The sequence below is a fragment of the Streptococcus sp. 3.1 genome (assembly GCF_016648915.1).
In the GTDB taxonomy this organism is placed as follows: Bacteria; Bacillota; Bacilli; order Lactobacillales; family Streptococcaceae; genus Streptococcus; species Streptococcus salivarius_E.
In genome coordinates this window covers 1-22,427 of the sequence record NZ_JACLQV010000015.1, presented here as the reverse complement: position 1 = coordinate 22,427, position 22,427 = coordinate 1, and the positions used below count along the sequence as shown (strand labels likewise).

The following is a 22,427-nucleotide window of genomic DNA, read 5'->3' as shown; positions in this document are numbered from 1 at the left end:
TAAGAAAGTCACATGATAGTTTGAATTTGTTGTAAGTATCTGGTGTTGTTTTAAAGATAAAAAAGATTGAAAGGTAACGGTAATTAATGAAAATAAAAATTGAATCTGCTTGGAAAACCCTTTGTGATGCATTCCCCAAGTTAAAGGATAATCCTCTTTACAAGGGTTGGTATATTAGCTATGCGATTCTTGTGACGTTATCTATTTTGATGGTAGTTGTAGTGAACCATAGGGTTGTCTATGCATTTCCGTTTGATTGGTTTGGTTTGCTTTTTGGGATTATCTTACCTTGGGTTCTTACGACCTTTTATATCGTATATCAAGGTGTGGACCATGCCCATCAGTTTACATCGACTAAAGTTGTTCTTGGGTTATTTATGTTACCAGTCATTCTTATTGGTTTTACTTCTAATTTTAAGAATACATACAGTTATAGTAATCGTATGGTTACGATGGTTTTTGATCAGGAACTCACGCAACAAAGTTTCCACGCAACAAAGATTACATCAAACCAGCTTGATTATTTTAAAGAAGATAATGTCATTTTTCCTTATAAGAAGAATACAGATTCAGAGATATATGTGTTCTTTCGACCTGATTGCCCTTACTGTCAAAAATCAATTCCAGTACTCAATAAGAGTTTAACTGAAAAAGAACGAAACAAGATTATCTATGTTAATGTTCTTGACGAAAGTGGCAAGGATTTAGCTAAAGCTATGGGAGTAGAGAAAGCAGCAACAGCAGTTATCTATCATAAGGATAAGAACTCTGGTGGATGGTCCAAACGTATTGAACGAATGGCAGAAGGGAAACATGAAGCACCTCGTCTTGATGAGGATGCTATCCATGATATTGTGTCAGTCGCAAAGGAGGAAACAAAATAATGTATTTATCAAAAAAAGATATTTCAGAATGGATTGCTAGCCTAAAAGTAGGTAACGAGGTTGCTATCCAAATAACACGAATGGATGGTGTCATAGTTTCTAGTGAGCGTGGCATTGTCGACAAGTGGTTAGGAAAGAGACTTATAGTTGTCAACGGAAAGCATTTTGTTCCTAGCACTGGTTTAAGACAAAGTAACGCTTTTGTCCCTGGTCAAAAGACAATCGTGGAACAACTTTTTCCCTTGGATGCTTTGCTTTTAGATGAGGAAGAACTTGCCAAAAGAGACACCATTATTCAAAAGTTGAAAGAGTCTGCAGAACTTCTAGAGCACGCGCAGACTTATTCTTCATTAGTCGTTTCTAGGGTTCTTCGTAAGCTATCAGTCCTAGACGTTGGTGATGTATATGATCTAAATGAACTACGTTCCTCTAGTAACACAGAAGACTTAGAAGATAGTGCTTTATTGGATAGAAGAAAACTCTCAGAGAAGAAACGTTGTCTAAAGACTCTGGATCGTATGCTTACCAATTTAAGTCAAGATAATACTTTGGGTGCTTTTAAGTTAATCTCTCTTTTGGGAGATGTAGCTTCTGAATTTACTGATGCTGAAAATGAGGTAAGTGAATGTTAGCCTATGTAGTTATGTTTGTAGTTATGTTTGCCATCAAGTATGTTACTCTTACCTTTGTGAAGAATAAAGAGTCTACAGTAGTCAGTACTTTTCTGAGTGGGACGAATCAGATTTTTCTTAATACGATTGTCTGGTTTCTACGACTAACAGCCATGTTCCAGTTTTATCTTTTGGTGGTAGACAATAACCTAACTGTTATCCCTATAATTGTTGGTTTCATTTTACCTAATGTCTTGTTCTGGTTTAAGGGAATCAAAGCTTCTTTATCGGATTTGTTTGTACGTTGGTTAAAATCAGTTATTGGTCATAAGTATAGAACATGCCCATTTTGTCATGAATCACATTTATTCTTTCGATACACAGAAGACCGCACAGCTGCTTATTACTATCTCTTGACAGAAGATGATAGTCTTGTGGCCATTGGAGATTTTGATAATAGTGATCACCCTGCACGTTTCTTTTTAAGTAACGATGAATCGCATTTTGATGAACTGGCTGATACCATGCTACCTTATATGTTGCCTGGCATGGAAGAGGTGGTCTATGTAGGTGGGCGACAACAGCGGTTGGCTAGAGAATTGTATTGTGTCGATTGCCAGGAACGAGTCAGTGAGGATAGTGGAGTACAATTTGGTGAAGTACTTTTAAGCGAGCATCGGCATGAAGATCATAAAGCCCTTGTTTAGTTTTTGGTATTGAAGCTATTTTTGAATCAAAACAGCACCATTTCAAGTAGGACAAAAGATGCTGTTTTATTGACAATATTTTCCTTAATTGAAGTATATTTTAGTGTTTATTACTATTTTTGCGGAAGTTATATCTCTTGACAAGGATTAAATTTTTCGATAATATTAATATTCAATAAAATTAAAAGGAGATGTTGTGAAATTATTTGTTAAATATGGGATATTTCTTTTTGCTTCTGTTATAGCTTTGAACTCCTATAATATTAAAGCTGATGAAAGTTCAACAACAAGTACAGATACTAATGTAAGTGATACTACGGAAACAGCTACACATGAGATAATTATAGGAAATAATGCGAATGCACTTTCAAGTTTGAAGCAAGACGAAAAGAATGGAAGTACCGAACCGACTATTACTAATGTTGAAATTTCTGGAGGTGTAGACCCATCAGTTACAGGCACTGATTTCTTTAAGGATGTTGAAATAAATCTTGAAGGAAATAACTTAACTGATGATAACTTCTTAACAGAAGAGGGACTTCATTGGTCAGACAAGACTTATACAGAAATTATACAGGGAAAAGAAAATGGTATCATAAATGATCCTGAGAGGTTTGGGGCTTCTAATACACCCTCTACACCTGTTATAGCTTATAGCACGAATGTAGGAGATAGCGGTCGTATCAATTATATAGGTAAGACTTTATCAGGGATAGAGTTAGACTTGCTGTGGACTGTTCTAGAAAGTGATAAAGATGAATGGGCCTCTAACTCTGGATACAATGATAATCGTCCTAAAGGACTTGGATTTGCTGGAGAGCAGTCAATCTTGGGTGCAACAGGAAATTCAATTGTTATCTTATATAATAATGCGAGCAATCTTGCTCTCCATTATCAAATTGTCAAGCATGGAACAAAAATAGAACAGCCTGTGGTAGTAAGTTTCATATCAACAGATATTGATGCAGCCCAAGGGGTACAGACTAATCTTGCAAATTTGGTTGAAATTATTCCAACGGAGTCTAATCTTGTAAAAAAAGATGGCATTATTTATGATGCAACACCGGGTGTAGTAGGACTTAATGGGTCTAAGGATTTGCCGAAGGGTGGCTATTTAGGTGCAGGTTTTATTTCAAATTTTGATTATACCTTTTATTCGCCAGCACCAGAAAGAGTAAATGATTCTTATTCCTATCCAATGGCTGTTCGATATGACATTTTTGGAAGCAGTTTACAAGCAAATATCAAATCTCGCATTTCTAGGTCTATTATTGTTCAGTATGTAGACAATCATGGCAAAGAACTGAAGAAGACAGAGTTTTATAAAGGTTTTGATGATGAATCCTATAAGGTTGATTCTATAAGGATTAAAGACTATCGCTTAATTGATGTAAAGAAATTCTCAGAAAGCTGGGGTAGGACAAGGATTCAGTTTGCTTATCAGAAAGAATTTCCAGTTACTTTAAAATTCCAAGATGAAAATGGCAAAGTCTTATCTGAGAGTGTGAAATATATTGCACTTGATGGCCAAAAGGTGACACATACACCAAAAGTAATTAGTGGCTATAGAACGCCAGAAAGATTTGAAGTTTTGGTTAACCAACCACTTACAAAGGTTTTTACTTATAAGAAAATTCAACAACCTATACATCAAGTTCTGATAAATAAGAATAAAGGTAAAGAATCTCAGTCATAGCTCGCTTTAGTTGGTCATCCTTTGGTGCCACCAAATAGTGCTAGCCAATCATATGATACTAATACTAGAGTGCAATACCATTCTTCAAAAAGCTATGTTCCAACGCCGACTTTTTCTCATTACGGCAATCCTTTAGGAATAGAACAATACAATAGTCCAGGTTTACCAATTCCAAAAACTATACCTAAGAGGCAAGAAAAGAGTCAAGAAAAACCATCAAAAAATGAGAAGGAGAAAGATCCATTCTTAGTCAATACCAATATGACTAAGGATGAAAAAAAGGACTTTCTTACTTATATTAAGTCGGTTGGTGATGAAGCTCGGAAAAAATATGGTAAAGATCATGATAAAATTAATCATACAATTGCAAATGCCATTGCTAGAGTTTCATATGCTGATGATAAGCTACAATCGATGACAAATGACTTTGGCGAAGCATCGAAATTTTTAAACAATCAAGTTACTTCTTTATTAAAAAATTCACATGAGTATAAATCTTACACAATAGATTTTCCTCATCTGGCTGCTCCTATTGCTACCTCTTATAGAAGTGGATTTTTAAAAGAAATAGTTAAATTATTTGCAGGGCTGTCCCCGTATAATACTCGTTTATCTACTGAAGAGATTCTCTTCCAAAATAACTCCTTAGTGGGGGATATACTAACGACTATCGATAAAAAGGATTTGCTCACGGATATTGATGCTTATATCTTGAAACATCATAGTGAGTTTAAAGATATGGATCTTGATCAAGCCATTGAAAAATATTACAGTACTGATAATCTGGAACAGAAACGCCAAGAATACTATTCTCAAGCCTTAGAAGAGCAGTCGAAAAATACACCTACAGATAGATATATGAGTCTCTTATTAATTGGAAGCGTTGCAAGTTTATCTGGTCTAGCATTGATTGCATTAAAAGAACTAAAAGACATTGAAGCTTTTGTAGGAAGGTTGTTTAAAGACCCGCTTGGAACTTTTCGAACAGACCTCTGGGAGCCATTAAAGTCTCAAGCTATTACCTTTATCAAACAACCACTAAAATTCTTCGAGAAAAACCTTACTGCTCCAATTAGAAAAAATTTGGTTAGATTAAGCAGTAATACCATACAAACCATTTCTAAAGTTAACAAAAATTTCATCAAACCAGTAGCTAATTTTACTATTAATAAAATCGCAAAACCAGTATATAATAGTATTAGGACTGTTGCTAAACCAATTGTACAGGTTGTTAATAATACAGTGGTTAAACCTGTTGGTAAGGTTGTTTACAACAATATAAGTAAGCCAGTTTATAATCGTATCGTTAAACCAGTATCTGGGTTTGTCAATAGGAAAGTTATAAAACCAGTTTATAATAATATAGTTAAACCTGTCTACAATCGTGTTGTGAAACCAATTGTTAGACCGATTTATCAAAAAGTTGTTAGACCAATTGTAAGAGCAACAAAACGTTATATTGTAAAACCTGTCGTAAATACTGTAAAACGTTTTGTTGTTAATCCAGTCAAGAAATTGTTTGGTCGTAGAAAAGGAAAGAGAAGATGACAATGCAAAAACGAATTTTTTTAGGGCTTTTAGTGGGACTATATGTAGTCTCGGGAATGAGCCTATTTACTTTTTTTAATTTAAAATACAACTCTGTTTATTATGCTCAGCATATGCCTCATAAGGAGGGAACAGAACCCGACATCATTATGCTGATGGAGAATAAGGTTGGGGCCTATACACCGGAAATAGATGGTATTAGTTATGATGATGATGGGTCGTATTCTATAACTAGAGAAAAAGGAACTAAAACGTCTGTATTAGATCTTACAGGTGATACTCTATTTTTTCATTCGGAGTCAGATGATATGTATCTTCTTAATCGTAATTTTTCTATCAAATCTGCTCTTGACAAACGTTATCACAAGATTAAATATAATCAACGAAAAGTCTTAAAAGAAATTAGAGAAACTGTTCAACCTGTGATTGATGCTCAACCAAAACCCTTCATCAATCTTCAATGGTTGTTTAATTTAATTTATCAAAGTAGGTTTAATTAGAGAATAAGATAGCAAAAAAGCATTTTGTAAGGTTATTTATGTCTAAGGATGAGTTTATCTATATTACGGCAATTATTGTGAATTTAATTCAGGACACCTAGCAGGGTGTCTTTTTTATTTACTAAATTTGGAGTAATATTAATGATTTTAAAGCTATTTAGAGCATGTAGAATGCACGTGAGTCGGACATCCTGTAGGTTTCAAACACAAAAAAACTAGGGCAATGACCCTAGTTGTAAAGGAGGTTTGTTCACATCTGGATTTATAAGAGATTATGATGTGAACTGGATTGATTAGGAGTCTCTGTTTCTGTTAGGAGGATTAGAGACAGAAAGGATTAATTTTCGAGTGTAGTTTCATCGAACTACAAGAAAATTATAGCAGTTTATGGGGAAGGACACAATGCAGTTAGGGGGTGTCACACCCCCTATTATTAGAGAATAACTGACTTAAGGTGTAGTGGTATGTTTTATTGTGTGCTATCCTATAATTAGGCTAATAAATAACATAAATTATAGGTTAAGAGAATCCTAGCGAGGTGATAAATGGGTACATTAGTTACTGTGTAAATCACTTGGTAAAAACAGATTACTAGAGAACGAGAAGGATCCTAATCACAAAAAGTCTCTCTATTTTTAGTTATATCTATTGTTTTAACTGCTAGGATAGACGAAGAAAGACGTTGTTTGAATGAAGGAGAAAAAATGTTTAAAAAAAACAACTATGATTTTGAAATTTATAAAGAATTACGAAAATTAAATGAAACAATTGATAAGCGAGGAAACTTACATGAAGACACTGACATCAGAAACAAATTAGAATTAGAGTACATTTTGGATAATGTATGGAAGTATTATTCCGAAAAAATCGTTGGAGAAATTAGGTTTTTACCTGAAAGAATTAACTTCTCAGATGAGAGTGGTCGTAAATATAGATTTTTAGTAGCTTTGGATGTTAAAGGTTTATATAATAAGTCGAATTTAAAAATAAGAGGTTTTAATAGATTTACAAAAGAGTGGACTGTTGAGTTTGAAGGAAATGAATACTCCTTAGATAATTCATTGAGACTACTTAGACATTGTTACTTGATTGATCTTAACGAGTATCCAAGTGCTGAGGAAATTGTTAAGAAGAAGTCTATTTCCTTAGATAGTCTCTCTCAATCATTCCCCAATATCATTTCAGCAGATAAGTTCGTTAATACTATGGCTCTATCTCATGGATGGAGATTTGGCCTTCAACAACAAAGGTATGAGGGAGTTAAACAAAATCTGGAATTAATGGACCACGTAAAAAAAGAAATATCCCTGCGTAATTATTTCATTAGATTTTCACCCACTGATGAGGAATTTGAGGAACTTCATTTCTTTATTGAGCTTCAGGATTGTTTAATGGGATCAGGAACTCCTGAAAGACTTGAGCAATTGGGTTTTTACTCAATAGAGCCTGTCACTTTTATGGAAGAGTTTCCTTCAATTCCTAGATATCTATTGTTTGGCCGAGATGTTCGTGAAATTAAGGTTTTTGGTTATCCTCTGATTGAAAATGAGCTTACAAACAGTTATTTAGGTTTAATTAACAAATTACTATCGTTTTGTAGTGACACTATAGGCTCCCAGTCGTTTACTTACCAGCTAAATGAGGTAATAATAGATGGGTAGGCTATTGGACTCAAAATATTCCAAAACGGATATAACGGTAACAATTTCTTTCATGATGATTCTTGGTTTAGTTGTAGGTATGATGACGTGGTCAATATTTACTCCAAAAGGACATCTCAAAGGCATTCAAGGGGACCTTAGTGCTATATATGAACCATATGTTCATCAACTAGAAAGGGGAGTGGAGAAAAATGAAAAAAGTCGTTAAAAATAGTCTAGAATGGACGATTATAACGATAGCTTTGTGTATCTTAGTAGTGGTTTTAGCAGCAGTAACTAAAGGTATTGTTACTAATAGCAATCATCATTCTTTCTTTCAAATGATAAGCGATAGTTTACCTAAAGATAACTCATTGATAAAAGAAGGGACACCATCTCAGTCTATTGTCAGTAGTTCATTGGGTATTCTAACGATCTTGCTAATTTATGTAGGAATGTTCTCGATTCATATCTTATTAAAAAAATATGATTGGTCTTTAGAAAGATTAAACTGGTTTGTCATCCTTGTTGGAATCACTCTAGGCTTACTGTTAATGAATGTATTGGGCTTTATGACATTCAGCAATAACATTTTGATAAGATTATCGTTTAGTGTTTTAGCAGGGGGTAACTTTTACTTGCTGCTTAGACTGATTTTAGCTTTTCCATATTCATTTTTAAGGTTTCTTTCGGAGAAAAGGAATCACTTTCCTGAAGGGATAGCTACAAGCCATCATAAAGCAGAGAATGATAAGGAACAGTAGTTACTTTGAAACCCCATTTGGTCGAAACAGAATAGAGGGGAACGAGAAGGCATCATAAATGGTGTCTTCTTGTTTATTTATATGGGGTGCTTCTTGGCTTATGGTGGTAGGCTAGCTACTGTATCAACAAGTTTGTTAAATAAAGACATTAGGCTGTAGACTATTGTCCTTTTTTTATTTTATTGCTATGATAGGTGGATAATAGGGTTGCCACTATTTTTGGTGATAGATAACTAGTAGCAATTCATTTGAGTATAAGTCAGATAGAGGTCTATATGGCTAATTAGCAAGGATAAGTTCTTAGAGAAAGGAGTAGTAGAGTGTATACTTTAGAAATCCCTTTGAATACCAAAGGTTACGATGATTTTCTAGCCAAACGTTTTAAATATGGCTACAAGTTAAAACGAGCCGTAACAAATTGGATCAATTGCCAAGAACATCGTCGTGTTAGCTCAGAGGAATATAAGTCTTTGTCTCTACGTACTAAAGAGCTAGCAGAGTTAAAGGAAGTTATCTCTAAAGAGAAAGACAAGACAAAGAAAATCTCTATGGAGGAAACACATAAGGAGCTTTCGGAGACACTTAAAGCAGATTGGATAGCCTTAAATGATAGATTTGGTCTTAATAGTGGCAAATTCATCCGATATAAAGAATTAGGACAAGCAACTGCTATGTATGAAAGGTATGCAGAAGAAGGGATAATCCACTGGTCTACTATGGAAATTCTTAGTCAGACAGTTAAAGGGGCCTATCTTCAGCGTCGTAAGCAAGGAGAAAGTAGCAATCATGTCTCAGTTGGTCGCTTAGTGGATTTTACGACTTTATGGTACCGTAAATGCAATAACTACGTGACTGATGAAGGGGTATTCTTTGCGACTGGTAAAGGCAGAAACGACAAGTTATTTATTCCTTTTGCTTTTCGTCGAGGCCAAGAGATTAAGGTTGCCTATGCACTGGAATTTCAAAAGTTAGCGTTATATGCTCTTAAACGGACTCTTGTTAAGGGAAATGTTTGGAAATACAGTATCTTATTAGTCTTTGATGGTGTTCCTTATGGATTAGACCATGAGCTACCAAATAAAGGAAACGTGGAAATCAAGTTATCTGTTGAGCAGATGGCGATTACTGCTGCGCGTGATAATGAGACTATTGTTTATGACCTCTCCAATGATTTTGGGTATAGTGAACGGTTGGCGGACTTGGATAAAGCGATAGAAAGTAAGCATAGAGCCTTAAACCCAGACAACTACGATGAAAATGGTGTTCCGAAAAAAGGGAAGAGAGCATGGGTGCAGGACTCAGCCTATAAGAAACTTCTAGACCAAAAACGTTATATCTGGCATAAGGTAAAAAAAGCACGAAAGAACCGTTTTGGACGGATTGCTAATCAGATCTTGATGTTGGGTGATACCTTTACTCTTTATCAAGAGGACTTCAAATCCTTGCAACCTCGTAAGGACTACAATCCAGAAGAAATGTCTTGGTTTGACCAGCGTAAACAAAAAGGCTTTGAAATTATGTTTAATGCTCCATATGAATTTGTGGCTATTTTAGAGAATAAACTTTCTTTCAAAGACCTTAAACTGAACAAGATTAAACATAAGAAAAAGTGATATAGGGTTATTTGCTTGATTCCTTACCTCAAACGATAAATATGTTATAATAACTAAAAGGGTTTATTTAGGAACCTTCAAGGTAATTATGAATAACCTTGTAAATACCAGATAGCCTAACCGGAAGCCAAGGCAAGAAGGTCGGGAGCTGGTCCATGTCGAGGTTTTGTTACTGTTCTATTTGACATGGTACTAAAACTTAGAGGAAGGTTAACCTTTAAAGTACAAGGTTTTGTTACTGTTCTATTTGACATGGAACTAAAACATAAACTGTATATCATGCACCTTTTAGGTGTTTTTTTTATTTTACGGTAAGTCACTTTTATTCTTAGGTTGCTATTATTTTATGTGTTTGCTATACTAAAGACATAAATTTTTAATTTATATCTTTTTTTCACCACCTCAAACGGTGAACCTTTGGTCACGTGACTAAAGAAAAGAGGAAACATGGAGGAGGAGATGTCATTACTGGTTCTGTCCCAGCAATAGGCATACCATGTTTTATAATGGGTTAAAAGGGAGCGTACTCGCTTTTAGCTATCAGTTAAGTCATCAGACAGAAGAAGAGACTTAACGCTTATAACAGGTACGAGATAATTTGCCTTCAGTTTTTTGAAAGGCTACAACAAACGTTATTAGCAACTAAGCATAACGAGAAGTTTATCCTATGGTTTGCCATAGGCACGCGCATCCTTGTTTTTTGAGACAAGGCTTGCCGGCTTCTTTGTTATGCTTTTTTTGTTTTGAGTTTGGGTAGACGGACAAAAAAGGAAGGCGACATCTCGATGATTAGAGGTGAGGAACAGGTGTTCCCAACTCTAACTTGTCGGCATACGGAGGAGGGCTACGAACAGGTGTTCGGGGCTTTCCAAGGTCACTTAACAACAACAATATTATATTTTTAAAGGAGAAAAAAATGACAAAAACTTTCAAAACGAGCTCTACTTATAGAGCGGCACGAAAACAACAGAAAACCGCATATCGTAAAACATTTTACGATGAAATGAATTATATCATCAGTCCTAGTGAGTGGGCTGATGGTGTCATTAGCGGTTTCATAGATCCGAAGACCTCTTGTTCTAATGATCATGTTAAAGGAAAACTTGAGAGAGTTACCCCACGTAGTCATTGGACTAAGAGGGGGTATAAGGAATACCTTGGTAAATCAAGGTATGTTTCTCAGCAAGAGCCTGAAGCGGAAATTGTCGAGATGATGGATCTCGAGTTAGTGTTTTAGAAATTAGTGTTTTAGAAAAAGGAGAAAAATATGGCAAAATTTGTTGAAATTTCAACTGAAGGTATTTTTTCAAGAACCTTCAGAAACGAAAAAGGAAATACCGACTTATGTAATCCCACTGGAAGGGAATTACGTGAGTCTCAAGACCCAGCAGATTGGTGGGTAGAGTATGAGGACAGTTTAGGTGGTCTTCATTACGGTCGTTAAACAACATTCAATATCAAAGGAGAAAAACATATGCTTAATAAGGTAATTATTACTGGTCGTTTGGTCGCAGAACCGGAACTTCACTACACGCCTTCGAACAAGGCGGTAGCAACGGCTCGTATCGCTTGCCCTCGTGATTTCAAAAATCAAAATGGGGAGCGAGAAAGCGACTTTTTCCCTCTAGTTATTTGGGGTAAGTATGCGGAGAATTTCGCAAACTGGCTAAAGAAGGGATATCTTGTGACCGTTGAAGGACGGTTGCAAACTCGTTCTTATGAAAACCAACAAGGTCAGCGAGTCTATGTGACCGAGGTTAATGTGTCAAACTTTGACAACTTACAGCCTCGTGACCATAGCAACAGCACTTCTCAACAAAGTCCAGATTTTGGACCTGCAGAAGGGGGCTTTCCTGGAGGTGGAGAAGCTATGGACCCGACTATGTTTGAGAATATTCCTTTCTAGTATAGCAAGGTCTTTAGAAGAAAATAGAGAGAGTTCAGTCATACTGAGCTCTTTTTGTTTTGGAAAGGAGAAAAATGCTAGAAGTAGAGTTACTTCCTCCATTAACGGAGGATAATTACTACCAAGATAGGCATTACATGTCCACTTCTCGTTTTAAGGAGTACATCAAATGTCCCTTAAGGCAGGAAGTTGTTGACTTGGGCTTTTGGCCTGAGAAGACGGAGACAGAAAGCCTACTTGTTGGTAATTATGTCCATTCGTATTTTGAGACTAAAGAAGCTCATGAAGCTTTCTTGGAAATGAATCGAGAGAAGATCATCAGTCAACGAGGAAAAACCGCTGGCCAGGTAAAAGCCTCTTTCAAACAAGCAGATAAGATGATTGCTGCTTTAGAAAAAGAAGAGCTTTTTAATCGTTTGTATCATGGTACGGATGATGAGATGGTGGAGAAAGAACGGATTATCACTGGTACGCTGGAAGGGATTCCTTTCAAGTGCAAAATTGATAGTCTGAATCTTTCAGGCGGTTATTTCGTTGACTTGAAGACGATGGAGAGTCTTCAGTCGGAAAAATATTCGACGACACTTCATCGTTATACGAAGTCTCTTCTCTATAACATTGTAGAATATCAGTATACGCTACAAATGTACGTATATCAGGAGTTGCTGAAGCAAACCTACGGTTATGAGTTTACACCTTATATTATGGCAGTTTCGAAAGAACCTGTTCCAGATAAGGAGTTAATTCTAATCGATGATACTATTATTGAAATGGGGAGAGACATCTTCTATGGAAATGTTAAAGCACTTAAAGATGCTTTAGCACATAATTTTGTCGAAGGATGTGGTCACTGTGATTACTGTTTGACGAATAAGTCGTTAACAACAGCAAAAACAGTGGCAGAATTTTTACAATAATAATAAATAGTAAATAAAGTGGTCAAGAGACCACTTTTTATATTAAGGAGAAAAACAATGACTGAAAATACTGAAACTATGGTAAATAACACAAACATGCTAGCTGAACTCATTGAGGCAAAGGTGGCTCTAGCTAAGGCTGAAATGCAATTAGAATGGCAAAAGGCTGAACAAGTAAAAAAAGACCATTCTAAACCGGAACCAGAGCTTATGGCTCCATTGTTTGAGGCTTTGGCCAAGGCTCAAGCTGAGTTCGAGTCTGTAACAGCAACAAGTAGAGTCACGTTTAAGAACGTGGACTTTAAGTTCGCCCCTCTATCAGAGATTTTAGGGGCTGTACGTCCAGCACTTAACAAGTACGGCTTGACGTTGACTCAGCAAACCAAACATATTCCGTTTGGTAATGCCAATGGGATCAAAGTTGTGACGACACTACTTCATGAAAGTGGTGTTTCTTACGACATTGAGTCGGTTCCGGTATTCTACAATGTCAATGATATTAAGAATCTGGGAGCACAAGTAACCTACCTACGTCGATACGAGGTGAAAACATTGCTTGGTATTGAGGCTGATAGCGAAGAACTAGATATGGACAATGTGCCAAATCATTCGCAATCAGCTCAACAGACTGGTAATTATGATAGTAACCATAATTATCAGTCAAAAGCCCAAGCGAAAACACCTCGTAAGCCAACAGGTGCCCGCTATGGAAAGACTGCTCAGTCAGCGTCGCTTACTGCTTCTTTGAGTAGCAGTGAACAGACATCACTTAGTGAGGTGACATCAGATAACAAAGTGGCAAGTGATAGTGTATTGCAAGCAACTAGCGAGTCTGAAGTAGCTCCACAAACGAGTGAAACAGCTACAAAAGGGATAAAAGCTGCTTGTAACGATGATCAACTGATTCAAATGGTTGCTCGTGGTGAAGAAGCTGCATTGTCTCTTGGAGCAACAGAAAGCCAGTTGCTTGAGTGGTCTCAGCTAGGAGAAAGCCAAGGGTTGACTGTTCAACTCAAAGCTTTATCTGATTTTGTTTCTAAACAACGTCAGCAGGCACAACAACAATAGTAGTAGAACAAAAAGTGGTCAGACTTTATTACGGCAACAAAATAAGATAAATGTTAATTAGAGGTGTTTACCTGATTGGCATTAATTGAACATTATCCAGAGGGTAGAACTATACCTGGGTGAGAAAGAGTATGCTATAATAGGAAGAGAATTATACAACATGATATTATAAGGACGAAGGTAGGAATGGATATGCAAAATATTAATGATCTTTTTGAAGCATATATAGCAGAAGAGGACCCTATTAAGAAGGAGCTTTTACTAAATATGTACAACCATGCTTTGCAACAGAAACAAAAAGAGGTGATTAGTCGTGACTTTGTCAGATAAACAATCACCAGTATTTTAAATTTTTTCCATTCAAACCGAACATATGTCGAACAACAAGTTTGGTACACTTTCTTTAAATAGACACTTCCAGAGCTGTTGGTTATTCGGGTTGTGGCCATTCTAGGCTATTTTTCCTATGCAACTTGCTTCGCAACCAATTGGTTTTTAAACTATTAGTTGCCGTAGTATTTCTAATCCCTATTCTTTTGATAGAAGGGATTCAACACTTCTTTCGTAGTTGAACAAAGGAAGGAGACGTCTATTATTAATATACTGTGTTTTTTAGAGGGTGCCCACAAGCCAAAAAAACATAGGCAATGTATGGCTAAAGTGTGTACTTATCTAAAGAACGATGGGCATAAGGTTCGAGTAGGGTATGTTTCACTAGCGGGTCTTGAAGCTTTGGATAACAGAGGAGTCAATTCAATGAGTGAAGCCGTTCCCGGAAAAAGAGTCTGGTTAATCGTTTTTGATGAAAATCGTCCCTGTAAGTCCTATACAAATGAAGATATTCATTACTATAAGGAATTTGTGGATTTGTTTTCGTCACGTCTGAAACGTAGACTTTATTACGAAGCTATGCTTAACGAACTGACAGCCCTCAAAACAAGAACAGAAAAATGGTCCTAGGGGCCATTTTTTGTTTTATAAAGGAGAAAAAACAATGACAAAAAGAGAAAAAGCCTTGTGGTTACACGAGCACTATAAGAACTACTCCCTTAAATGGTACCTAGAGAATGATGCCAGATTAAATGCGATGTTTAGGAAAGTTTATCATCGCTATATGACTGACCTCAATGCACGCGCTTCGAAAGCGCAATTGTCTCATATTGAGGACCTAGGCAAACGTATGAGAGAAGTATACGAAGATGTCTATGGTACTAATTTTGATAGTGATTGTCGCTTAGACCGTGCAGAGACGAATCGAAAGGTGCAAGCTATCCGCTCTATGTGGGTAGTAGCGCCAGCCTAGGAGGAGGTAGTTATGGATAGAATTATGATTTTGACCAATACGCTACCTCACGAAAGTAACATTTCGGTTATCTATAAGGGTGACGTTGCTATTGTCGTTGCAAGAGATAACCAGGAGCGTTTGCTTTTTAAAGTAACCACAACCGCAGCCGTCGCTATGCAACTGCAGGCTGAATGGCTTGTGGTTTAAGAGGTAAAGGAGAAAAACAATGACAGAAACAATTACTAGGAGACAAGTTAGACATCCTAAAGACTTTGGTGATAGAGAGTTATTCAAAAGGGCTTTCACTCACTGGATCCCTTCAGAAAAGGTCGATGCCTTGTATTCTGAATTGCAAGGAGATTTTAAGAAGGTCTTTAAGAAGGTCTGTGAGTTAAGTATCGAGGAGTTAAAACATTATGGATTAACTCAGAGAGATGCTATTGCCTTTCTTTCAATGCTTGAACTTTTCAAACGTTCAGAAGGTGAGGAAGAAAAACCAACTTGTGTCACAGGGACTGGATATTTTGCTCAAAGTATCCAAAAAGCCTATGGACATAAGAAACAAGAGCATCTTGTAGTGTGGTACTTAGACGTGCATTATAACGTTATCGAGGAGCGAGTAGTTTTCATCGGTAGCGTTCATCGTAGTATGGCGTGTCCAAGAGAGATTTTACACTATGCAGTGAAGAATTTAGCTCGCTACGTGCTGGTAGCTCATAACCATCCCTCTGGAAGTGTATATCCTTCAAGTAATGATATTAATGTTACTGAGGCCCTTGAAGATGCTGCAAAGCTCTTTGAGATGGAGGTCTTAGACCATGTTATCGTAACGAAGGATAAATACTATTCTTTCAGAGATAACGGAAGAATGCGTTGTTTCTAGGAAAGGAGAAAAACAATGGGAAATATTTCTGATGCCTTTGGAAAGGTAACTATTTCCGCACCAACATTTTCAGATATTGAGGTGCTTGTGGCTACTCATAGGGTAATCAATGCCAAAGCTTGGAGACCTACGACTATAGAAGGTTCTCCAAGTGAAGCAGATTGTATCACAACTGAAGAAGGACTTGTCTCAGTGACACTTCCTTTTACAGCTTGTGGGAATTGGAATATTCGAGAGAATATCGATAGCTTTTTGCCTAACATCTTAAAGCAAGATAGCACTCTTAGTGATATCCCAATGTCTGTCACATTTGATTATGTGGATGCAGAGTCTGGCGTGAACTTTATTTATAAAGCAACCGTACTGACTTGCAATGTCCCAGGTAAAGGGGTAACCACTAAACTTTTAACAGATGAAGACCTTGGAGATTACTCAGAGTCTTATCTAAAAGAGCTAGAGGAAGCCTATGACCAAGAGCTTGCTTTAGGCCGACTGTCTATCTAAAAATGGTGTTATAATAGGTATAAAGAAAAAGATGTAGCGAGGAGACAAAGCATGAAAGAGACCTTCTTTTGGACCTTTAGTTCAGATGCGATTTCGACCTTATCTGATTTGACGTCAGAAGGTTTTGAAGTTGATTGGACGGTAAGGAGTTCATCTGATGCGATGACCAGTGGTTTTGTGATTCAAGGGGAGATTTCTGGAATGATTGAGTTCACTCCAGTGCCTAGAGATGCTTACACCTTTGTTCATAAGCTAGAGGTTCGTATGGATAAGAAAAATCAAGGGATAGCAGGGCTTTTGTTAGCACATGTTGCCCAAGATGCTTTCAATCGTGGTTTCGAGGGGGTCATGATCTGTCTTTCAAAGACTGCTCTTTTAGATTACTACGTACGTCGCTACGGTTGCAGTCGTATTGCAAACACCAATCGTGTGATGTTTCATACGGCAGCATGCCAGTTGCTCATTGACCGATTTTTGAAGGGAGGCGAAAGCTAACCATGAGGATAGTTGAACAATTTAAGGCAGACTGGAAGTCTTCAGGTTTACCGAATAAACCTTACAAGACACTAGAGGAGATTGAAATGATTAAGAATGGCAATCTTGTCTGGGCTGCGCGTGTTGAAGAAAAATTGGGGCGTAAGTTAAGCCCACGAGAACTTGATGAGATGCAGTGGTGAGTTACTGCTATAAATAGTGTATCGTGCAAGATACATCGCATATTTGATACATTAGAGAAAGAGGAAGGTATTAGCCCTAGGCTACACCTTCCTCTTTTTCTATGGAGGAGAAAAAACAATGACAACATTATCAACAAATTTACTAGGAAGAAAACTGTTTGAACGTATTTCCTCTGATAAAGAGGTTAATGGTTCATTTTCAGGAATGACCTTACATCAGTTTTTGAATAAGACTGGTAATAGCCATCTTTTTATTAAGAAGGATGGAATGGTTGCTATCAATACCTTGTTAGAACAAAGTGGGTTAAAGCCTATTTCTTATGATGAGGCGTTGGTAGCAATGGAAGACTTAAAGATGACTAGTTTAAGGTCACAATTTGGGTTTTTCATTAAACCAACCCAATATAAACGTCAAAATCCAGAAATTTTGGTACGTTTGGGAAGCAATCGTAAGGTTGTATTCCATCGCTATTACTTTGATAATGGCTACATGGCTAACCTGGTTTATCAGGTAGAAGATGACCAGATTGAGTTCTGCCAGTCTTCTGTCTTTAAGAGTTGGGACAATGGTGAGTATCATCTTACTTACTATACGCCAGTAACAGAAGATGTTGAAGACATCAACACGCGCAAGGAGCTTCCTTCTGTTAAGTAGAGAAGTTATGGTAGTCCAGTTTCTAAAATAAAAAGGAGAAAAACAATGACAAAAAAACATATCTATATTTATAAAAACAAAAAAACTCAAGAGGTCTTTGCGGATCTTTTTGCCAAAGACCTTCTTGAAGGCGTTACAACTTTCCCTCAGATTGATAACGCTCAATCCTATTCATTCTTGGAACTCTCTTGTCTTTATCTCAAGAGAATTCTGGAAATGAAGGAGCGTAAGGTTCAAACCCTATTCGTTGAGGGAAAACCCGAACCAGCACTCGCTTCAGCATTGTTACAAGCACGTGCTATGGGGCTGAATGTTGTCATCAAATTGAAGACAACTGAAAGCAATAGCGAGACACAAGAAGAGTTCAAGGAGCTCGGTCTTGACGATGTTGTAATGGCTTGACCTGAATAAAAAAGGAGAAAACAATGACAATCACTCAAGGACTCTATTATATTGAAAAGGTTCACCAATATAATAGTAATATTGCTGGATTTCCGTCAGACCTAATTGATGACCGGATTGCGTCGATTATTGATAGCAACAAGTCGGATATGCAACAAAGTTTGCTATGCCGACCAGTTAGGAACGTGGTCTTGAATCGAGAGGGAGTATCTAACCTTCCTCCGATTGAGATCCCGTTTGAATCTTCACTTTATTATGAAGTTGAGGAAATCAATCCTGGTCTATCAAAGTTGATTATTACCACAGAGCATGCAGAAGCTTTTCAAGAAGCTGATATACACATGTTGGAAACTCGCTTGATTATGTTACAGCGAGCAAAAGAATGTGGAAATTTTACGACAAGTAATTTTCCGAGTCGTTTTCCAAAAGAAGCAAGAGATGATTTAAGTCAATTAGATCTTCTAGCTTGGGGAACAAAAGATATGCCAACCTATCTTTTCTGTCTGATGGAATCTGCATTAGACAGTTACCGAGGATTTTATTCCTTGAGAGACCTAATGGAGGATGCTAACGGTACCCTTCAGCAAGGTTACGATAAAGCTGTGTATTGGCTCTATAGTGGAGTCAAAGGTCAGTACGAATATTAAAGGAGAAAGATAATGACTAAACATAGTTATACAGCAACATTTAAGCGTAAAGACGAAACAGTCTTTACAAAAAGGTTTCTAGCTTCAGATTTGTTTGAAGCTGATGAGCATGCACTACAGTATGCGACTAAGCGAGACATTCTCTATCTCGACTTAGGGCCTGCAGTTCAGTAGAAAGGTAAGCTACGTATTTTATACGTGGCTTTTTTAAAAGGGTTATACGGTCTACTGGTTTTTATTGCTTGCCAAAAACTCGTGCTCTGGTGGATCCTTATTGAAGGAATTAAACCCGAAATAGTTGATAAAAAAGAAATAAAATGCTAACATTTAATAAAAGTGTTAGCATTTTATTTCTTACGAAAGGATAGTGCTATTATGAATAATATTGAAATGATTATGGCTTCTTTTCAACAACATCAAGGATTTTTGACCTTTCAACAAGTACTTGAAGAGAAATTACCTTACAAAATATTGCTGAGAATGATTGATGAGGGACAAGTAGAGATTGAAGGAAAGGGGTTATATCGCCTCCCTGATACTTATCTGGACGAATGGTTTGTGGCGCAGCAACGTTTTTCAAAAGGAATTTTTTCTTTAGAAACAGCTCTTTGGTTACATGGATTATCACTAACAGTTCCCTTTGAGATGACGATGAGCTTTCCTTATGGAACCAATACAAAAAATGTTAAATCAGAAGGTATACGTCCGTTAGTTCTTCGTTCTTATTATGATGAAGGAATTATTGAGCTTGAGCGACAAGTGGGGCAGAAGATTAAGGTTTACGAGCCGGAGAGAGTTTTAGCAGAATGTTTGAGACCAGTTTATCAAGTTGATGTTCAAGTTATAGCTCCTGCATTTAAGATGTATTTTCAAAATCACAAAGTTAACTCTTCAAAACTGTTTCACTATGCACAGTTATTCAAGGTGACTAATAAGTTGCAATCTTACATGGAGGTATTAACCTAATGTTTTCCAATGCAAATAGCTTTAAGGCAAAGATTAAGAATATGGCTAAGGATAGAGGTATTCCTGCCCAGCAGCTTCAGCAAAACTTCCTGATTGAACAGGTATTGAAATTGATTGCTAAAAGTTCCTATAAGGATTCTTTCATTGTTAAAGGCGGTTATCTAATAGGACAGTTGATAGGACTTGATAAGCGAACGACAATGGATTTAGATGTGACGCTTAAAGGGACTACACTTAGTCAAGAAAATCTGATTACCATCTTTGAAGAGATTCTTTCGGATTCGGACGATGTCTTTTCATTTGAAGTAGATAAACTAGAGCCGATTCGCCAAGATGACGAATACGGGGGATTTTCTCTAAAACTCAATGCTACATTTGATACTTTAAGAGAGGTTGTTTTCATCGACATTACAACGGGTGATAAGATTACACCTAGAGAAATTACTTATTCGATGTCATCCCTATTAGCAAATGAAACCATTGAGGTTTGGACTTATAATTTGGAAACTGTTCTAGCTGAAAAATTGGAAACGATCATTAGCCGAGGAGTAGCATCAACACGTCCTCGTGATCGTTATGACCTTTTTACCTTGTACCATACCAGAAAAGATGAGATAGATTTCGATGTGTTGCGTAAAGCTCTGGCCAATACTGTAGAAAAACGAGGAAGTAAAGAGGCTATTGATATTTGGGAAAGTCAGCTAAATAGTATTGAAACTGATGAGTATCAAAAGCAACTTTGGACACGTTATCAAAGACAATTCAAATATGCACAAGATATTTCTTTTGAGAAATCAGTTCAGATTGTTAAAGAACTCATGACAACTATTATGTAATATAAAACGGTTCATTACCATATATTGGGTAGTGAACCGTTTTTTGTCTCTAATCCTTCTGGTAAAAGGAACATTCATATCCATTCGCTCGAAGGTTGCTATCAGGCATCCAGTTAGGTGCTATACCCATTAGACTTGCTATATCTTCAAGGCTTTGGTCTTTATCACACTCAATGAAGACTTCATCATTAAGGAGTTGCTATGTATTGGTGGTAGTGTAAAATAAGTTGTGTAAACACAAAATAATTGACAGTATATTTTTGGTTGAAAAGTCTTTACAAATATGGTAAAATAGCTTTAGAAACGATAATATTGTTATTCATGGGGATATCTCACCATGATAATGGAACGTCGTGGAATATCAACATGACGTTTTAACGCAAGGGGGAAAACTCTTGCGTTTTTTGTTTTGAAAGTCTGTTATAGTTAAATAGACAAAATGTATTTAATAAAGAGTGTCCCCCAACCCAAGATTAATGTGATGATATTTATGTGTTAAAAAATTAAGCTAGGAAGTTAAGAATATGGAAATCAAAAATCACTTTGGCGTCTATGGAGTTTGTCTTCAAGAGGGGAAACTGCTCTGCATTGAAAAAACAAGAGGACCTTATCAGCATCGTTTTGATTTACCTGGTGGTAGTCAAGAACCAGGTGAGGGCCTGACAGAAACTCTCAAGAGAGAAGTTCTGGAAGAGACGGGCTATATGCTTAGCGATTATTCAAACCCTAGAATCTATGATGTGCTGGTTCAAGAAGATGGGCAAGACTTTGTCGTACACCATATCATGGCCTTTTATGATATAGTACTTGACTTGGAACACTCTCAAAAATCCCTTCCTCATGAAGTTCTTGATGGAAGCAATGATTCAGCAAATGCCATTTGGCTTCCGATCGAGCAGATTACCGAAGAAACTGCCTCACCCATAGTATTGAAGGTGAAGGCAGAGTTACTAGGATTTCCAGAATTAGAACTGACAAGCTATAGAAATTGGAAGGTAAAAGAAAAGAAGGAGCAATCATGACACCGCAAGAAATGTGGAATGCCTACAAGCAAATCACCCCCTCTATTGGAGATGAGATAGACGCCTGGGCTTTTGGTGTGGAACCAGACCTTTTAGCGGATTTGGTGTTTACAGGTGAAAAAACAGCAACTGCCTCAGCCTGCGACCTCTATGCAGTAGGGGACGAACCCCTTCCACAAGAAGGAACCTTTGATGTGATTTTAGACAGCCAACATCAAGCTATCTGCATTGTCGAAATCACCAAGGTTTCTGTTCAGCCTTTCAATCAAGTGTCAGACGACCATGCCTTTAAGGAAGGGGAAGGAGATAAGTCCCTTGCCTATTGGTGGCAGGTTCACGAGGAATTCTTCACGAAGTGGCTGGAGAAAGCGGGCCTGACTTTTACACCTGACAGCAAGGTTGTTTTAGAAGAATTTCGCAAGGTTTATCCATTATAGAACATGAGAGTGGGACAGTTGAGTAGGGCTGTAAAAGCTGATGCAATCAGCGTAGTAGAGCCCACTCAACCACTGCGTCTTGCTCGGCAATCCAAGGACAATTGAGAGGCTAGGACTTTTGTCCCGCCCTCTTTTTAAAGGGGATATTCGAGATGCGTTTTAATTCTAAAAGTGAAAGAAATTTGGCTTTTGAACAGGCTCTTTTGAGATATGATATCATAAAAAAAGGGCTACTTAAGATTTCGAAAGAAGAGCTGTC

General features: G+C 37.1%; 30 protein-coding genes. All 30 read left to right on the top strand.

The genetic code is table 11. The annotated features are described in order from the left end of the window. Positions 1-86: 86 nt before the first annotated feature. The 30 genes from H7U02_RS08730 (at position 87) to H7U02_RS08585 (ending at position 22,168) form a co-directional block, all read left to right on the top strand. Entirely contained in the window at positions 87-884 is a 798-nt protein-coding gene (locus tag H7U02_RS08730; RefSeq protein WP_201043176.1) for a thioredoxin family protein, read from the top strand. Beyond that, on the top strand, positions 884-1,516 hold the full coding sequence (locus tag H7U02_RS08725) for a hypothetical protein (RefSeq protein ID WP_070847886.1): 633 nt from the start codon (positions 884-886) through the stop codon (positions 1,514-1,516). The genes H7U02_RS08730 and H7U02_RS08725 overlap by 1 nt, the downstream gene beginning before the upstream one ends. Further along, positions 1,510-2,202: a hypothetical protein gene (locus H7U02_RS08720; protein ID WP_201043175.1), complete on the top strand. Its 693-nt coding sequence runs from the start codon at positions 1,510-1,512 to the stop codon at positions 2,200-2,202. Before H7U02_RS08725 ends, H7U02_RS08720 begins: the two co-directional genes overlap by 7 nt. Positions 2,203-2,398: 196 nt before the next feature. Continuing rightward, positions 2,399-3,898, top strand: a complete 1,500-nt coding sequence (locus tag H7U02_RS11620) for a MucBP domain-containing protein (protein ID WP_201043172.1) — start codon at positions 2,399-2,401, stop codon at positions 3,896-3,898. A 21-nt stretch (positions 3,899-3,919) separates the two neighbouring features. Beyond that, the gene (locus H7U02_RS08710) at positions 3,920-5,446 is read left to right on the top strand and encodes a hypothetical protein (protein ID WP_201043170.1); all 1,527 of its coding nucleotides are present in this window, start codon (positions 3,920-3,922) and stop codon (positions 5,444-5,446) included. Further along, positions 5,443-5,946, top strand: coding sequence for a hypothetical protein (locus H7U02_RS08705; RefSeq protein WP_398578099.1), 504 nt, complete (start codon positions 5,443-5,445; stop codon positions 5,944-5,946). The genes H7U02_RS08710 and H7U02_RS08705 overlap by 4 nt, the downstream gene beginning before the upstream one ends. Before the next feature lie 704 nt (positions 5,947-6,650). After that, positions 6,651-7,607 carry a hypothetical protein gene (locus H7U02_RS08700; protein WP_201043168.1) on the top strand — a complete coding sequence of 319 codons (957 nt, stop codon included), beginning with the start codon at positions 6,651-6,653 and terminating at the stop codon, positions 7,605-7,607. A 191-nt stretch (positions 7,608-7,798) separates the two neighbouring features. Continuing rightward, a complete protein-coding gene (locus H7U02_RS08695) occupies positions 7,799-8,350 on the top strand; it encodes a hypothetical protein (RefSeq protein WP_201043166.1) in 552 nt (183 codons plus the stop codon). Between the two features lie 320 nt (positions 8,351-8,670). Next, positions 8,671-9,963: a hypothetical protein gene (locus H7U02_RS08690; RefSeq protein WP_201043164.1), complete on the top strand. Its 1,293-nt coding sequence runs from the start codon at positions 8,671-8,673 to the stop codon at positions 9,961-9,963. A gap of 916 nt (positions 9,964-10,879) precedes the next feature. Then, positions 10,880-11,200 carry a hypothetical protein gene (locus H7U02_RS08685; RefSeq protein WP_201043162.1) on the top strand — a complete coding sequence of 107 codons (321 nt, stop codon included), beginning with the start codon at positions 10,880-10,882 and terminating at the stop codon, positions 11,198-11,200. Between the two features lie 30 nt (positions 11,201-11,230). Further along, entirely contained in the window at positions 11,231-11,407 is a 177-nt protein-coding gene (locus H7U02_RS08680) for a hypothetical protein (protein WP_201043160.1), read from the top strand. 30 nt (positions 11,408-11,437) lie between these two features. After that, positions 11,438-11,869 (top strand): single-stranded DNA-binding protein, encoded by a 432-nt coding sequence (gene ssb, locus H7U02_RS08675; protein WP_201043158.1) that lies wholly within the window; start codon positions 11,438-11,440, stop codon positions 11,867-11,869. A 74-nt stretch (positions 11,870-11,943) separates the two neighbouring features. After that, the gene (locus H7U02_RS08670) at positions 11,944-12,786 is read left to right on the top strand and encodes a PD-(D/E)XK nuclease-like domain-containing protein (RefSeq protein WP_201043156.1); all 843 of its coding nucleotides are present in this window, start codon (positions 11,944-11,946) and stop codon (positions 12,784-12,786) included. 57 nt (positions 12,787-12,843) lie between these two features. Next, complete coding sequence (locus H7U02_RS08665) at positions 12,844-13,854, top strand: ERF family protein (RefSeq protein ID WP_201043154.1); 1,011 nt, start codon at positions 12,844-12,846, stop codon at positions 13,852-13,854. A gap of 192 nt (positions 13,855-14,046) precedes the next feature. Continuing rightward, positions 14,047-14,184: a hypothetical protein gene (locus H7U02_RS08660; RefSeq protein WP_171963505.1), complete on the top strand. Its 138-nt coding sequence runs from the start codon at positions 14,047-14,049 to the stop codon at positions 14,182-14,184. Between the two features lie 426 nt (positions 14,185-14,610). Beyond that, entirely contained in the window at positions 14,611-14,814 is a 204-nt protein-coding gene (locus tag H7U02_RS08655) for a hypothetical protein (protein WP_260318469.1), read from the top strand. A 34-nt stretch (positions 14,815-14,848) separates the two neighbouring features. Beyond that, on the top strand, positions 14,849-15,157 hold the full coding sequence (locus tag H7U02_RS08650; RefSeq protein ID WP_070439505.1) for a hypothetical protein: 309 nt from the start codon (positions 14,849-14,851) through the stop codon (positions 15,155-15,157). Between the two features lie 12 nt (positions 15,158-15,169). Further along, on the top strand, positions 15,170-15,346 hold the full coding sequence (locus tag H7U02_RS08645; protein WP_201043150.1) for a hypothetical protein: 177 nt from the start codon (positions 15,170-15,172) through the stop codon (positions 15,344-15,346). Between the two features lie 19 nt (positions 15,347-15,365). Then, complete coding sequence (locus tag H7U02_RS08640) at positions 15,366-16,022, top strand: JAB domain-containing protein (protein WP_201043148.1); 657 nt, start codon at positions 15,366-15,368, stop codon at positions 16,020-16,022. A gap of 15 nt (positions 16,023-16,037) precedes the next feature. Then, entirely contained in the window at positions 16,038-16,526 is a 489-nt protein-coding gene (locus H7U02_RS08635; protein ID WP_201043146.1) for a hypothetical protein, read from the top strand. Positions 16,527-16,577: 51 nt separating this feature from the next. After that, complete coding sequence (locus H7U02_RS08630; protein ID WP_201043144.1) at positions 16,578-17,021, top strand: GNAT family N-acetyltransferase; 444 nt, start codon at positions 16,578-16,580, stop codon at positions 17,019-17,021. Positions 17,022-17,023: 2 nt separating this feature from the next. Continuing rightward, on the top strand, positions 17,024-17,203 hold the full coding sequence (locus H7U02_RS08625; RefSeq protein WP_070839484.1) for a hypothetical protein: 180 nt from the start codon (positions 17,024-17,026) through the stop codon (positions 17,201-17,203). A 118-nt stretch (positions 17,204-17,321) separates the two neighbouring features. Continuing rightward, positions 17,322-17,858 carry a hypothetical protein gene (locus H7U02_RS08620; protein WP_201043142.1) on the top strand — a complete coding sequence of 179 codons (537 nt, stop codon included), beginning with the start codon at positions 17,322-17,324 and terminating at the stop codon, positions 17,856-17,858. A 45-nt stretch (positions 17,859-17,903) separates the two neighbouring features. Further along, positions 17,904-18,260 (top strand): hypothetical protein, encoded by a 357-nt coding sequence (locus H7U02_RS08615; RefSeq protein WP_070839478.1) that lies wholly within the window; start codon positions 17,904-17,906, stop codon positions 18,258-18,260. A gap of 23 nt (positions 18,261-18,283) precedes the next feature. After that, positions 18,284-18,907 carry a hypothetical protein gene (locus H7U02_RS08610; protein WP_021151529.1) on the top strand — a complete coding sequence of 208 codons (624 nt, stop codon included), beginning with the start codon at positions 18,284-18,286 and terminating at the stop codon, positions 18,905-18,907. A gap of 12 nt (positions 18,908-18,919) precedes the next feature. Continuing rightward, complete coding sequence (locus tag H7U02_RS08605) at positions 18,920-19,081, top strand: hypothetical protein (RefSeq protein WP_171963507.1); 162 nt, start codon at positions 18,920-18,922, stop codon at positions 19,079-19,081. A 201-nt stretch (positions 19,082-19,282) separates the two neighbouring features. Beyond that, positions 19,283-19,873 (top strand): type IV toxin-antitoxin system AbiEi family antitoxin domain-containing protein, encoded by a 591-nt coding sequence (locus H7U02_RS08600; RefSeq protein ID WP_070839476.1) that lies wholly within the window; start codon positions 19,283-19,285, stop codon positions 19,871-19,873. Next, on the top strand, positions 19,873-20,709 hold the full coding sequence (locus tag H7U02_RS08595; RefSeq protein ID WP_070839475.1) for a nucleotidyl transferase AbiEii/AbiGii toxin family protein: 837 nt from the start codon (positions 19,873-19,875) through the stop codon (positions 20,707-20,709). The genes H7U02_RS08600 and H7U02_RS08595 overlap by 1 nt, the downstream gene beginning before the upstream one ends. A gap of 524 nt (positions 20,710-21,233) precedes the next feature. Then, positions 21,234-21,731 (top strand): NUDIX hydrolase, encoded by a 498-nt coding sequence (locus H7U02_RS08590; RefSeq protein WP_070839473.1) that lies wholly within the window; start codon positions 21,234-21,236, stop codon positions 21,729-21,731. Next, complete coding sequence (locus tag H7U02_RS08585; RefSeq protein ID WP_080610211.1) at positions 21,728-22,168, top strand: ASCH domain-containing protein; 441 nt, start codon at positions 21,728-21,730, stop codon at positions 22,166-22,168. Before H7U02_RS08590 ends, H7U02_RS08585 begins: the two co-directional genes overlap by 4 nt. Positions 22,169-22,427 lie beyond the last annotated feature (259 nt).

Excerpts from the sequence above, each read along its gene's own strand:
- H7U02_RS08665 (WP_201043154.1), top strand. The coding sequence starts at position 12,844 with ATGACTGAAAATACTGAAACTATGGTAAATAACACAAACATGCTAGCT.
- H7U02_RS08630 (WP_201043144.1), top strand. The coding sequence starts at position 16,578 with ATGAAAGAGACCTTCTTTTGGACCTTTAGTTCAGATGCGATTTCGACC.
- H7U02_RS08590 (WP_070839473.1), top strand. The coding sequence starts at position 21,234 with ATGGAAATCAAAAATCACTTTGGCGTCTATGGAGTTTGTCTTCAAGAG.
- H7U02_RS08680 (WP_201043160.1), top strand. The coding sequence starts at position 11,231 with ATGGCAAAATTTGTTGAAATTTCAACTGAAGGTATTTTTTCAAGAACC.
- ssb (WP_201043158.1), top strand. The coding sequence starts at position 11,438 with ATGCTTAATAAGGTAATTATTACTGGTCGTTTGGTCGCAGAACCGGAA.
- H7U02_RS08705 (WP_398578099.1), top strand. The coding sequence starts at position 5,443 with ATGACAATGCAAAAACGAATTTTTTTAGGGCTTTTAGTGGGACTATAT.
- H7U02_RS08635 (WP_201043146.1), top strand. The coding sequence starts at position 16,038 with ATGGGAAATATTTCTGATGCCTTTGGAAAGGTAACTATTTCCGCACCA.
- H7U02_RS08640 (WP_201043148.1), top strand. The coding sequence starts at position 15,366 with ATGACAGAAACAATTACTAGGAGACAAGTTAGACATCCTAAAGACTTT.
- H7U02_RS08700 (WP_201043168.1), top strand. The coding sequence starts at position 6,651 with ATGTTTAAAAAAAACAACTATGATTTTGAAATTTATAAAGAATTACGA.
- H7U02_RS08730 (WP_201043176.1), top strand. The coding sequence starts at position 87 with ATGAAAATAAAAATTGAATCTGCTTGGAAAACCCTTTGTGATGCATTC.
- H7U02_RS08645 (WP_201043150.1), top strand. The coding sequence starts at position 15,170 with ATGGATAGAATTATGATTTTGACCAATACGCTACCTCACGAAAGTAAC.
- H7U02_RS08610 (WP_021151529.1), top strand. The coding sequence starts at position 18,284 with ATGACAATCACTCAAGGACTCTATTATATTGAAAAGGTTCACCAATAT.
- H7U02_RS08615 (WP_070839478.1), top strand. The coding sequence starts at position 17,904 with ATGACAAAAAAACATATCTATATTTATAAAAACAAAAAAACTCAAGAG.
- H7U02_RS08660 (WP_171963505.1), top strand. The coding sequence starts at position 14,047 with ATGCAAAATATTAATGATCTTTTTGAAGCATATATAGCAGAAGAGGAC.
- H7U02_RS08600 (WP_070839476.1), top strand. The coding sequence starts at position 19,283 with ATGAATAATATTGAAATGATTATGGCTTCTTTTCAACAACATCAAGGA.
- H7U02_RS08695 (WP_201043166.1), top strand. The coding sequence starts at position 7,799 with ATGAAAAAAGTCGTTAAAAATAGTCTAGAATGGACGATTATAACGATA.
- H7U02_RS08655 (WP_260318469.1), top strand. The coding sequence starts at position 14,611 with ATGAGTGAAGCCGTTCCCGGAAAAAGAGTCTGGTTAATCGTTTTTGAT.
- H7U02_RS08670 (WP_201043156.1), top strand. The coding sequence starts at position 11,944 with ATGCTAGAAGTAGAGTTACTTCCTCCATTAACGGAGGATAATTACTAC.
- H7U02_RS08595 (WP_070839475.1), top strand. The coding sequence starts at position 19,873 with ATGTTTTCCAATGCAAATAGCTTTAAGGCAAAGATTAAGAATATGGCT.
- H7U02_RS08620 (WP_201043142.1), top strand. The coding sequence starts at position 17,322 with ATGACAACATTATCAACAAATTTACTAGGAAGAAAACTGTTTGAACGT.
- H7U02_RS08650 (WP_070439505.1), top strand. The coding sequence starts at position 14,849 with ATGACAAAAAGAGAAAAAGCCTTGTGGTTACACGAGCACTATAAGAAC.
- H7U02_RS08605 (WP_171963507.1), top strand. The coding sequence starts at position 18,920 with ATGACTAAACATAGTTATACAGCAACATTTAAGCGTAAAGACGAAACA.
- H7U02_RS08725 (WP_070847886.1), top strand. The coding sequence starts at position 884 with ATGTATTTATCAAAAAAAGATATTTCAGAATGGATTGCTAGCCTAAAA.
- H7U02_RS08625 (WP_070839484.1), top strand. The coding sequence starts at position 17,024 with ATGAGGATAGTTGAACAATTTAAGGCAGACTGGAAGTCTTCAGGTTTA.
- H7U02_RS08685 (WP_201043162.1), top strand. The coding sequence starts at position 10,880 with ATGACAAAAACTTTCAAAACGAGCTCTACTTATAGAGCGGCACGAAAA.
- H7U02_RS08720 (WP_201043175.1), top strand. The coding sequence starts at position 1,510 with ATGTTAGCCTATGTAGTTATGTTTGTAGTTATGTTTGCCATCAAGTAT.
- H7U02_RS08585 (WP_080610211.1), top strand. The coding sequence starts at position 21,728 with ATGACACCGCAAGAAATGTGGAATGCCTACAAGCAAATCACCCCCTCT.